General features: G+C 72.6%; 6 protein-coding genes. All 6 read left to right on the top strand.

Annotated features, from left to right (window positions below; genetic code table 11):
- The first annotated feature begins 124 nt into the window (after positions 1–124).
- The gene (gene recC, locus KOD61_RS12840) at positions 125–3,508 is read left to right on the top strand and encodes an exodeoxyribonuclease V subunit gamma (RefSeq protein ID WP_215219034.1); all 3,384 of its coding nucleotides are present in this window, start codon (positions 125–127) and stop codon (positions 3,506–3,508) included.
- Positions 3,505–7,233, top strand: coding sequence for a UvrD-helicase domain-containing protein (locus tag KOD61_RS12835; RefSeq protein WP_215219033.1), 3,729 nt, complete (start codon positions 3,505–3,507; stop codon positions 7,231–7,233). Before recC ends, KOD61_RS12835 begins: the two co-directional genes overlap by 4 nt.
- The gene (recD, locus tag KOD61_RS12830; protein ID WP_215219032.1) at positions 7,230–9,128 is read left to right on the top strand and encodes an exodeoxyribonuclease V subunit alpha; all 1,899 of its coding nucleotides are present in this window, start codon (positions 7,230–7,232) and stop codon (positions 9,126–9,128) included. The genes KOD61_RS12835 and recD overlap by 4 nt, the downstream gene beginning before the upstream one ends.
- Positions 9,129–9,161: 33 nt before the next feature.
- Positions 9,162–10,847 (top strand): 7TM diverse intracellular signaling domain-containing protein, encoded by a 1,686-nt coding sequence (locus KOD61_RS12825; RefSeq protein ID WP_215219031.1) that lies wholly within the window; start codon positions 9,162–9,164, stop codon positions 10,845–10,847.
- A 142-nt stretch (positions 10,848–10,989) separates the two neighbouring features.
- Positions 10,990–11,451: a hypothetical protein gene (locus tag KOD61_RS12820; protein ID WP_215219030.1), complete on the top strand. Its 462-nt coding sequence runs from the start codon at positions 10,990–10,992 to the stop codon at positions 11,449–11,451.
- Positions 11,452–11,612: 161 nt separating this feature from the next.
- Positions 11,613–12,203: a GTP cyclohydrolase I FolE gene (gene folE, locus KOD61_RS12815; protein WP_215219029.1), complete on the top strand. Its 591-nt coding sequence runs from the start codon at positions 11,613–11,615 to the stop codon at positions 12,201–12,203.
- Positions 12,204–12,206: the final 3 nt, after the last annotated feature.

Raw genomic sequence — 12,206 nt, 5'->3', positions numbered from 1 at the left:
CGCAGGATCGCGCCGAACGGCTGAACGCCAGCGCACCATTGTCGCAGGTGCCGGCGAGGCGCCCCACTCCCGCCCACCCGGCCGGGTCTCGGCGGGTGCGACGGTGCTGCGGCAAGATGGCCGCATGCCCGCCGCGCCCGATTTCCGCCTGTACCACTCCAACTCGCTGGATGTCCTCGCCGGGCTGCTCGCGCAGGAGCTCCGCGCGCCGGCACCGGGCCAGTCGCTGCTGACCCCGGACATCGTGCTGATCCCGCAGGTGGCGATGCGGCGCTGGCTGCAGGCCGGGCTGGCCCGGGTGCACGGGATCGCCGCCAACCTGGAGTTCCTGACCCCGGGCGAGCTGGTGCGCCGCGCGCTGGATGCCAACGTCGACGGCGCCGGCGAGGACCTGGATGCCGATGCCTTGCGCTGGCGGTTGCTGGCCGCGCTCGGTGACCCGGCGCTGATGCGTGCACCGGCGATGGCGGGGCTGCGGCGCTACCTCGCCGACGGCGACGCGCTGAAGGCCTGGGGCCTGGCCGGTGAACTGGCCGCGGTGTTCGAGAAGTACCAGGCCTGGCGCCGCGACTGGCTGCTGGAATGGGAGGACGGCGGCGCCCCGCGCGACCCGCAGGCGATGCTGTGGCGCCACGTCGGCGCCGGCCGCCGCCACCGCGCCCGGCGCATCGACGACTACCTGCGCCGGTTCGGCGGCGACAACGCGCCGCGGCCGGCCGGCTTGCCGCCACGACTGTTCGCCTTCGCCACGCTCAACATCTCGCCCGACGTGCTGCGGGTGGTCGCCAGCCAGGCGCGGGTCGGGACGCTGCACTTCTACCTGCCGTCGCCGACCCAGGCCTACTGGGGCGACCTGCAGACCCTGCGCGAGCGACTGCAGGCCGGCGGCGAGGACGCGTTCGCGATGGGTGAGAACCCGCTGCTGCAGGCCTGGGGCGCGGCCGGCCGCGACTTCATGGCGGTGCTCGGCAGCTACGAGGTGGTGCACCCGTCCGGCGACGTCCCGGCGTACGCCGAGCCGGCACCCGCGCCGAGCGACCCGCTCGCCGACGGCCTGCTCAAGCGGCTGCAGCGCGACCTGTTCCATCGCCGGGCGGAGCCGGGCGCACCGCGGCGCGAGGCCGTCGACCGTGGCGACCCGACCCTGCAGGTGCACGCCTGCCACACGCGCCTGCGCGAGGTGCAGGTGCTGCACGACCAGCTGCGCGGCCTGCTCGAGGACCGGCGTTTCGACCCGCCGCTGCAACCGCGGGAGATCGCCGTGCTGGCGCCCGACATCGACCCGTACGTGCCGTACATCGAGGCGGTGTTCGGCGGCCGTGCCGGCCAGCCGGACTTCATCCCCTACGCGCTGGCCGACGCCAGTCCGCTCGCCGGCGAGCCGCTGGTGGAGGTGTTCCTTCGCCTGCTGGCGTTGCCGGTGTCGCGCTTCGGCCTGCACGAGGTGCTGGACCTGGTCGCCAGCCCACCGCTGGCCGAGGCGGCCGGCCTGGACGCGATGGCGCTCGAACGCCTGCACGACTGGCTGCAGGCGGCCGGCGCGCGCTGGGGTCTGGATGCCGGCCATCGCCAGCGCCACGGCGCCCCCGCCGATGCGACCTGGACCTGGCGATTCGCGCTCGACCGCCTGCTGCTCGGGCATGCGCTGGGCGACGACGCGCCGTTGGTGCTCGAGGCGGGCGCGGTGCTCGCACCGTGGCCGGAGCTCGAGGGTGGCGCACTGGACGCGCTCGACGTCCTGCTGCGGCTGGTGCGGACGCTGGAGCGGCACGAGCGGGTGCTGGCCGAGGCAATGCCCCCCGCCCAGTGGCGCGAGCGCCTGCTCGGCCTGCTCGACGCACTGCTGCCGGCAACGCCGGCCAACCCGGCCACCCAGCGCGCACTCGAACGGCTGCGCCAGCTGGTCGGTGCGTTCGCCGACAGCGCCGCAGCCGCCGCCTTCGACGCGCCGCTTGCGCCCGAGGTCGTGCGCGCGCACTTCGCCACCGTGCTCGGCGAGGCCGACACCCGCGCGCCGTTGCTGACCGGTGGCATCAGCTTCGGCCGGATGGTGCCGCTGCGGCTCCTGCCTTTCCGCGCAATCTGCGTGCTGGGCCTCAACGATGGCGACTATCCGCGGCGCGACACCGCCGCCGGGCTCAACCGGCTGACCGCTGAACTCGGCAGCCCCCGCCGGCGCCCGGGCGACCGCTCGCTGCGCGAGGACGACCGCTTCCTGTTCCTGCAGTTGCTGGCGTCGGCAAGCGACGTGTTCTACCTGAGCTTCCTGGGCGCCGACGCGCGCGACGGCAGCCCGCGCGAGCCGTCGGTACTGGTGGCCGAATTGCTCGATGCCGCGGCCGACCAGCATGTCGATGCGGCGGCCGCGCGCCGGGAGCTGGTGGTGCACCACCCGTTGCAGCCGTTCGCGCCCACCGCGTTCGGTGCGGCCGGACGCGGCGGGACCGAGCCGCGGCGCTTCAGTTTCCGCGCGGAGTGGCACCCGGCCGCGGGGCGCCGCGGCGACCAGCGCGAGCCGGTGCCGGCCTGGAGCACCGGACCGCTGGCCGCAAGGCCCGCCGATGACGAACCGGAGGTCGTGACGATCGCCGAGCTGCGCCGCTTCCTGCGCGATCCGGCCGGTGAGTATCTGCGGCACCGGCTCGGGCTGCGGCTGCCGGAGGAGGTCGCGTCGGTCGAGGATGTCGAACCGCTGCTGCTGCCGGCGCGCGGGCTCGACAAGCATCACCTGCAGACCGCGGTGCTGGAAGCGGTGATCGCCGATGACACCGGCGGCCTGCACGAGCGCCTGCGCGCGCGCGGCCTGCTGCCCCACGGGCCGTTGGCGGCGACCCAGCTGGACGCGCTCGTGGGTGAAACTCGCGCCTACGCAGGGTTGTTCAACGACTGGCGCAATGGCCGCCAGCCCGCGTCGCTCCCGGTCGACGTCGGCATCGACCTGCCGGGCGGCGCGGTGCACGTGCGCGGCCGCATCGAGGACGACTACGGCGATGCGCTCGCACGCGTGCGCGTGGGGTCGCCCAACGGCCCCTCGACGGTCCGCGATGGCCTCGACTGGCTGCTCACCTGCGCCAGCGACACCCCGCGCGCGCTGGTGCAGTTCCACGACAGCGGCAAAGGGCCGGCGTTGCACGAACGCGCGCCACTGGCCCCGGCCGCGGCGCGAGACGCGTTGCGCGTGTTGCTGGAGCTGCGGGCGAAGGGCCTGGCCGAACCGTTGCCCTGGGGGCCGTACACCGGCTGGACCTACTACAACGAAGACCGCCCCGACGTGGCGCTGAAGAAGGCGCGCGAGCGCTGGGAAGGCGGTCACCAGCAATGGGGCGAAGGCAGCGCCGAGGCGTTCCGGCTGACCCTGCGCGGCCGTGTGCTGTTCGATGACGCGGTGATGTTCCGGCGCTTCGAGGACATCAATGCGCGCATCTTCCGCGCGCTGGTCGATGGCGTCGCGTTCGAGGGCTACGTCGACGACGGCCCGGCTACCGGTCCCCGCGAGGCCACCGCATGAATGCGCCCGACCTGCTCGCACCCGCCCTCGATCCCTACCTGGACCTGCCGCTGGAAGGCGTCCGCCTGATCGAGGCCAGTGCCGGTACCGGCAAGACCTTCACCCTCGCCACCCTGGTCACCCGGTTGGTGGTCGAGCGTGGGCTGCGCATCGGCGAGGTGCTGGCGGTGACCTTCACCGAGGCCGCCACCCAGGAGCTGCGCAGCCGCATCCGGGAACGGCTGGAACTGGCCGCCCGGGTGGTGAACCAGGCGGCCGACGATGACGTCGATGCCGCCGCGGCACTGAGCCGGACGATCGTCGAGCGACACCTGGCCGAAGGTCACGAGACCCGCGCGCAACTCGCTCGGCGCCTGCGGCAGGCGGTATGGGAAGTCGACCTCGCGGCGATCTTCACCATCCATGGGTTCTGCGCGCGGGTGCTGCGCGAACATGCGCTCGAGAGCGACCACGGTTTCGAGGCCCGGACCCTGCTCACCAGCGACGCCGCGCTGCGCGAGGAACTGGCCGCCGACCTCTGGCGCACGGCCGCCGCCAACGCCGACGACGCGCCCTTGCTGGCGCGCCTGTGGTCGACGCCGGAGCAGTTGCAGGACGACCTTCGCGCACTGCTGTCGCATGATCCGTTGCTGCCCGGGCCCGGGCCAACCGGCGATGACAACCCCTTGCCGGCGCTCATCGAAGCGGCCGGGGTGCTGCGCGAGGCGTTTGGCAGTGGGGGTGGCGAACTGCGCGAGGCCCTCGACGCGGCGGTCGCGGCCAGGTTCATCAACGCCGGCATGTACAAGGCCGAGACGCTCGACGTTTGCTGGCGCATCCTGCAGCAATGGTGTGATCGTGCCGACCCGACCCTCGCGCTGGACGACAAGGTGACCCGCCTGGGTACGCGGACGCTGCTCCAGAAGACCAACAAGGGCGGTCAGGGCCGCACGCCGCAGGCATCGCTGTGCGACGCGGTCGATGCGTTCCTCGATGCCCGCGCCCGCTACGACGGCTGGCTCGAAGCCCGCAGCATCGCGTTCCTCCACCGCATCCGCGCCGAAGCGCGCGCGCGGCTGGCGGAACTCAAGCGCTCGCGCCGGCTGCAAACCTACGACGACCTGATCGATGGCGTCGCCAACGCGCTGGACGACGCCGACCGTGGTCGCGCGGATGCGCTCGTCGCGGCCTTGCGAAAGCAGTACCGCATCGCGCTGGTCGACGAGTTCCAGGACACCGACCCGCGGCAGTGGTCGATCTTCCGTCGGGTGTTCGGTAACGGCGGCGGTGCCGATGACGCGACGGCGGAGCTGCCCGCCAATCCGCCCGCGCTGTTCCTGATCGGCGACCCCAAGCAGGCGATCTACGGTTTCCGCGGTGGCGACGTGCACACCTACCTGGAGGCCGCCGCCGCGGCCGAGCCGGCCCCGCCGCTCGACCACAACTTCCGCTCGCGGCCGGGGCTGCTCCGCGCCATCGCCACGCTGTATGGCGGGGTCGCCCCGACGGACCCGACGGACCCGACGGACCCGACGGACCGGGCAACCGACGCCACCGCGGCGCCGTCGCCGTTCGTCGATCCGCGCATCCGCTTCATGCCGGTGCAGCCGGGCGGCCGTCGACGCGACGGGGACTTCATGCGTGGCGGACACCCCGCCCCCGCACTGGTGGTCCGCTCGATCGTCGACCCGGACGCGCCGCCGTCGGACGCCATCCTGGCCGACCGCTCGCGCGAGCTCGCCACGCTGGCCTGTGTCGGCGAGATCCACGCGCTGCTGCGCGAGGCCCGCGCCGGCACCACGACCATCGACGGCCGGCCGGTCGTCGCCGGCGACATCGCCGTACTCGTGCGCAGCCATCGGGAGGCGACCCGGATGCAGCTCGCGCTGGTTGCCGCCGGCGTCCCCGCGGTGGCAGCCGGCAACCAGAGCCTGTTCGTGACCGACGAGGCGCTCGAGCTGCTTGCGGTATTCGAGGCGCTGTTGCACCCGGCCGACGACAGCAGGCTGCGTGCCGCGCTCGCGACCGTGCTGCTCGGTTTCGATGCGGCGCGGATCGCAGCGCTCGATGACGACGGCGCCACCCATGCCCGGCTCCAGCAACAGGCGCAGGATTGGCGCGAGCGCTGGCAGCGCAGCGGTCCATTCGCCCTTGTCGCCGACCTGTGCGCGGCGGCGGCCGAGCGCCTGCTCGGCCTGCTCGATGGCGAGCGCCGGCTGACCAACCTGCTGCAACTGGGTGAGCTGATGCAGGACGCGCAGGCGCGCACGCCGGGCCTGCATGGCCAGCTCGACTGGTTGCGCGTGGCGATCGCCGAGGCCGACCGGGATGACGAAACCCAGCTGCTGCGGCTCGAGTCCGACGCGCACCGCGTGCAGATCGTGACCCTGCACAAGAGCAAGGGGCTTGAGTACCCGCTGGTCTTCCTGCCGTTCGTCGGCATCGGTGGCAACGGGCGCAACGATGCCCGTCACCACGCCGTCCACGACGGCGATCGTCGCGTGCTGCACTGGAAGATCGACAAGGCATCGCAGGCGTGGAAAGACGCGTGCGCGCGCCACGCGGAGGAGGAGCAGGGCGAGGATGCGCGCCTGCTCTACGTGGGCCTGACCCGCGCGCGCCACGCGTTGTGGCTGGCCACCGGTGCGTTCTCCAACCATCAGCGCACCCGCATCGCGCCGCTGCTGGATGGGCTTTCGCGCGCACCGGACGATGACGCGATCGCCATCGACGACAGCCCGGTCGGTCCACTGCCTACACCGCTGCCGCCGCTGCACGAGGACGCCGTCCCGCCCGCCCGCGTCGCCCAACGCGCGATCGCGCGCGACTGGTGGGTCTACAGCTTCACCCAGCTGGCGCGCGCCGACGCGGGCGAGGGCACCACCCCGCTTGCCTCCGCCACCCGTGCCGAGCAGGGCGCCGACGACGAAACGCTCGGCGACGACCCCACGCCCATGTCGCCCGCGGACGCGGCAACCGAGGGCCGCGTCGACGATCCGCGCGACCCGTTCGACCCGCGCTTCGCCGGCAGCCGTTTCGGCAACGTGCTGCACGACGCGCTTGAACACGTCACCTTCGACGCGTGGCGCGACTGGCGCGATGGCGACACGCCGCCACCGGGCGAGGACGCGCCACTGCGCACCGCGCTGCGGGCGGGGGGTTACCCGGACGCCGACCTCGATGACGGCGTGGCGCTGTTGGCCGGGCTGGTCGGCCACACCCTGGTCGCGCCGCTGCCCGAGGGTGGCCGGTTGTGCGACCTGGCCGCCGAGGCGCGCCGCGCCGAGATGGAATTCCACTTCGCGCTGGCGCCGACCCGGGTCGACGCGCTGATCGCCCTGCTGCACCGCCACGGCGTGCTCGCCGCACGCCATGCGTTCGGTGCGCGCCAGCGGCTGGAAGGCCTGATGACCGGCAAGATCGACCTGACCTACACCGCCGCCGGCCGCTGGTACGTGCTCGACTACAAGTCCAACCGGTTGCCCGGCTACGACGCCGCCAGCCTCGACGCGGCAATGGCGCACAGCGAGTACGACCTGCAGGCGCTGCTGTACACCCTCGCGCTGCACCGCTGGCTGCGGTTCCGGATCGGCAGCGGCTACGACTACGCGCGCGACTTTGGCGGTGTGCGCTACGTCTTCAGCCGTGGGCTCGCGCCGGACGGCCGCGAAGGCATCCACGCGCACCGGCCGGAACCGGCGCTGGTGCACGCGCTCGACGCGCTGTTCGCCGGGGACGCCGCATGAGCCTGCTCGACACGCTGGTCCGCGGCGGCCACCTGCGGATGCTGGACCGGGAGTTCGCCGCCACCCTGCGCCGGCTCGACCCCGCGACTCCGGAGCTGGTCCTGGCCGGTGCCGCACTGGCCTCGCTGGCGGTGTCGCACGGTCACGCGGGGTTCGACCCGGCAAAGCCGAAGGGCCTGCTGGAAGACGGGCCGGAATGGCCTGACGCCTCCCGCTGGACCACCGTGCTGGCGGAGTCGCAGTGGGTCGCGACCGATTCCAGCGGCCACGCCGCCCGGCGCCCGCTCGTACTGGAGCACGGCCTGCTTTACCTGCGCCGCTACCGCGAGTACGAGCACCGGCTTGCCAGCCGCCTTCGCGCGCTCGCCGAGCGCCGCCCCCACACCGCTGGCCTCGCCGATGCAGCGGAACTGGACGCGGTGCGCGACGCCCTGTTCCCGCCGGGCGACGCCGACCCGTTGCAGGCCCGCGCTGCCACGCTCGCCCTGCAACGCACGCTGCTGCTGGTGACAGGCGGGCCGGGCACCGGCAAGACCACCACGATCGCGCGGATGCTCGTACTGCTGCTCGCCCAGGCGCGCCTGGCCGGGCATGCCGCGCCGCGGATCGCGCTGGCCGCGCCAACCGGTCGTGCCGCCGAGCGCATGGCCGAAAGCCTGCAGGCCGCGATCACCCGCATGGCCAGCATCGAAGGCTTCGATCCGGCCTGGCTGGACGGACTGCCCGACCACGCCACCACCCTGCACCGCCTGCTCGGCACCATCCCGGGCAGCCCTCGGTTCCGCCACGACGCCGACAACCCGTTGCTGCACGACGTGGTGGTGGTCGACGAGGCCTCGATGGTCGACCTGCCGTTGATGTGCAAGCTTGCCGAAGCGGTGCCCGATGGCGCGCGCCTGGTGCTTCTCGGCGACCCCGACCAGCTGCCGTCGGTCGAGGCGGGCGACGTGCTGGCCTCCATCTGTGCCGCCGCCGACCCCGATGGCGCCGCGGCGCCGAACGGGCGCGCCGGGCTTGGCGACAGCGGCCATCCGCCGGCGGTGGGCGAGACCCGCGACCTGTTCGCGCCCGCGCCGTTGGTCGCGCCGGTCGCCGCCCCCGAGGGAACCTCCTTCCTGCAGGGTCACCGCGTGCACCTGCAGCGCGGGTACCGCCAATCGGCCGATTTCGGGCTGGCGCCGCTGGCCGCGGCCGTGCGCGATGGCGACGCCGATCGCGCAATCGCGCTGCTGCGCGGCCACACCCTGGCCGGCGTGCACTTCCACGAGGACGCCATCGATCCGATCGCGGCCGGCGCCAGCACGTTGTTGCCGCACTGGCGCGCGCTGGCCGGCGCGTCCGACCCGGCGACGGCGCTCGCCGAGGCCGCCCACCTGCGCCTGCTGACCGCGGTACGCGGCGGGTCGCAGGGCACCCGCACCCTCAACACGCGTATCGAAGAGGCGCTGGTCGGGCCGCGGCCGCCGACGCACTTCCACGGTCGGCTGCTGCTGGTCACCGAGAACAGTTACCGCCACCGGCTGTTCAACGGCGATATCGGCATCTGCCTGCGCGACGACCGCGGCACCCTGGTGGCCTGGTTCCCCGACACCGCCACGGAGGCCGGCACGCGGGCCTTCCACCCCGCCGCCCTGCCCGCGCACGAAAGCGCGTTCGCGATGACCGTGCACAAGGCCCAGGGTTCAGAGTTCGACACCGTCTGGCTGCAGTTGCCGCGGCAGGACAACCGGGTGCTTTCGCGCGAGCTGGTCTACACCGCTTTGACCCGCGCCCGCCGCGGGCTGCACCTGTGTGCCAGCGAGGATGTGTTGCGCGCGGCACTGGCGCGTCGTTCCGAACGGGTGTCGGGGTTGCTCCGACGGTTGCGGCCCGACGCGGCGGAGGCGGGCCACTGAGCTAGACTCGTCGGGTTCCCGGGGGGGATTCACGTGATCGGATGTCACTGGCGGGCCGCACTTTCGGCGGTGCTCGCGCTCTGGTTGGGAGTGGCCGCGGCTGCAGGTGCGCACGCACTGCGGGTCGAGCTGCTGCTGGCCGACGGTGACGCCGCCGGCCCACCCGCATCCGCGCCGGTGGTGGCGCAGGCCGAGGCGCTCGACGACGGCGTCGCACGGTTGCCGTTGCCGCCCGGCGAAGGCCATTACTGGCTGCGGATCAGCGGCGGCGATCTCGTACTGCCCACCGCCCGCCCCTGGCTGGTGCTGGACGGCATCGGCGGACTCGCACCGGTCCTGTTCCATCCGCCCGGTGCAGCGCCGCTACAGGTCGACAACGTATTGGCCGGTGGCGAGCCGCTGGTGCGTCGCGGCTGGGCCCTGCCGTTGCCGCACGGTTGGCCGGGCGACGACATCGCCTACCTGCGCGTGCCCGGCGCGAGTTCCGGCCCGGTGCTGCTACGGCTCGCCACCGGTCCCGAGCTCGCGCTCGAACAGCGCCGCGGGGCGCGCCGCGTCGCCGCGGCGTTCACCGTGCTGGTGCTGGGGGCCTGTGTCGCATTCGCGTTGTGGCTGCTGTTCCGAGATCTGCTGTACCTGTGCCACGGCGGGTATCTCGCCGGAGTCGCCGTGTTCGCGGTGCTCGACAGCGGGGATGCCGGCGAGATCTTCGGCATGGGCTGGATTGCGGCCGGCGGTGCCACCGCGGCGTGGACGTTCGCGGCGCTCGCAGTGGTCTCGCAGTTCGTTTTCACCCTGCGCTTCCTCGAGCTCGACCGGATCGCGCCACGCGCGGCGCTGGCGGTACGCGGACTGGCGTGGCTGCAGGTCGCGATGCTGGCGGTGCTGTGGCTGGGGCGTGCGCGTGTCCACGAGGCCTACCACCTGAGCCAGCACGTGCTGCTGTTGTTCGCGGCACCGGCGATGCTGCTGCTGGCGATGCTCGCGCGGCGCCGCGGCGTCGGCCACGCCGGAATCTACCTGCTCGCCTGGGCACCGCTGCTGCTGCTGGTGGCGGCCTCGTCGATCGACCAGCTCGGACTCGCACGATTGCCGTGGACGCAGGACCTACTTGCACCGACCGCGGTGGTCGAATCGCTGCTGCTGGCCGGCGCACTGGTGCACCGCGCACTGGCGCGCCACCGACTCGCGATCGGCGACGACGCCAGCCTTGCGCGCGATCCGCTCACCGGCGCGCTCGATGGCGCTGCGCTGAAGCACAAGCTCGATGCGTGGCACCTGCGCGCCAGCTTCGGGCGCAACCGCTACGGCCTGTTGCTGTTCGAACTGGCCGGACATTCCGCGTTCGTCACCGCACACGGCACCGCGGCCGGCGACGCGCTGCTGCAACAGGCGCTCTCGCGCACGCGCGCACTGCTGCGCGCCGACGACAGCATCGCGCGGGTCGAAGGCGCGCGGTTCGCGGTGATCAGCGAGTGCCGCCGTCCCGATTGCGAGCAGCTGCTCGAGCGCATCCGTGCCGGACTCGCCGAACCCTTCAGGGTCGATGGACGCGATGTCGTCGTCGATGTCTGCATCGGGCTGGCGATGTCGCGACGCGGGGAGAACGCGGACGGCCTGTTCGCACGCGCCGGCACGGCGTTGCACCACGACCGCGAGCGCCGCGAGTTGCAGGCCCTGTTCACCGCCGCCGCGCAGCCGCCCCTGGTCGACGCCTGACGCTGACGTCGCGTGCACGATGCTGAAGCGCGCGCATTGCGCGGCGCTTCTTTCACCCCGGATGAACCCCTCCGCGCCTAGCTTGGATGCAACCGGCGCAGGACAACCGTGCCGGCTCCCCCACGTACAACGGAGCGCGATCATGAGTGACGTAAAAAAGGACCACAGCATTGGTGCAGGCACGGGCGCAGTTGCCGGAGCGGTGACGGGCGCGGCCGTCGGTTCGGTTGCCGGCCCGGTGGGCAGCGCGGTTGGCGCCGTCGCCGGTGGCGTGCTCGGCGCCAAGGCGGGTGACTCGATCGCCGAAGCCGTCAACCCGACCGAGTACCGCAAGCACTTCGAGACCGAGTACCGCAACCGTCCGTACTACTCGGCCGACCGCGAGTGGAACGACTACGAGCCGGCCTACCAGTACGGCTACGACACCTACGGCCAGTACCGCGGCCAGCGCTTCGAGGATGCCGAGTCGACGCTGGAGCGCAATTGGAACGACACCCGCGGCGATTCGCGACTGGAGTGGAACGATGCACGCCACGCGGTGCGTGACGGCTGGCACCACATCGAGCGCGCGATGCCGGGCGACGCAGACCGCGACGGTCGCTGAGCCAAGTTACGGCACAACAACAACAAACAAGAACAACACGCAGTTGGTTCTGGACGGGGTCGCCTGGCGGCCCCGTCTTTTTGTGGGCGGATGCCGCCGCTTCGCGGCCATGGTGGGCGCGCGGTAGCATGGGCGGTCCCCACGCAACAAAGCCCAGCGCCATGTCCGATCCCACCCGTCCTTCCCGCGACGAAGCCGAGGCCGCCGTCCGCACCCTGCTGCGCTGGGCCGGCGAGAACCCCGACCGCGAAGGCCTTGTCGACACCCCCAAGCGGGTGGCCAAGGCCTACCAGGACTGGTTCAGCGGCTACGCGCTCGATCCCGATGATTACCTCGCGCGCACGTTCGAGGAAGTGTGTGGCTACGACGAGCTGATCGTGCTGCGCGACATCGAGTTCGAGAGCCATTGCGAGCACCACATGGCGCCGATCATCGGCAAGGCGCACATCGGCTACCTGCCCGACGGGAAGGTGGTGGGCATCAGCAAGCTCGCCCGCGTGGTCGACGCCTATGCGCGTCGGTTCCAGGTGCAGGAGAAGATGACCTCGCAGATCGCCGACTGCATCCAGCGCGTGCTCCAGCCGCGCGGCGTCGGGGTCGTCATCGAGGGTGCGCACGAATGCATGACCACCCGCGGCGTGCACAAGCGCGGGGTCAGCATGATCACCTCGAAGATGCTCGGCGGCTTTCGCGACGATGCCCGCACGCGCGCCGAGTTCCTGCAGTTCATCGACGTCGGCCCGGGGCGCTGAGCG

Source organism: Lysobacter luteus, from assembly GCF_907164845.1.
In the GTDB taxonomy this organism is placed as follows: Bacteria; Pseudomonadota; Gammaproteobacteria; order Xanthomonadales; family Xanthomonadaceae; genus Novilysobacter; species Novilysobacter luteus.
This window is presented reverse-complemented; position numbering and strand designations above follow the sequence as displayed.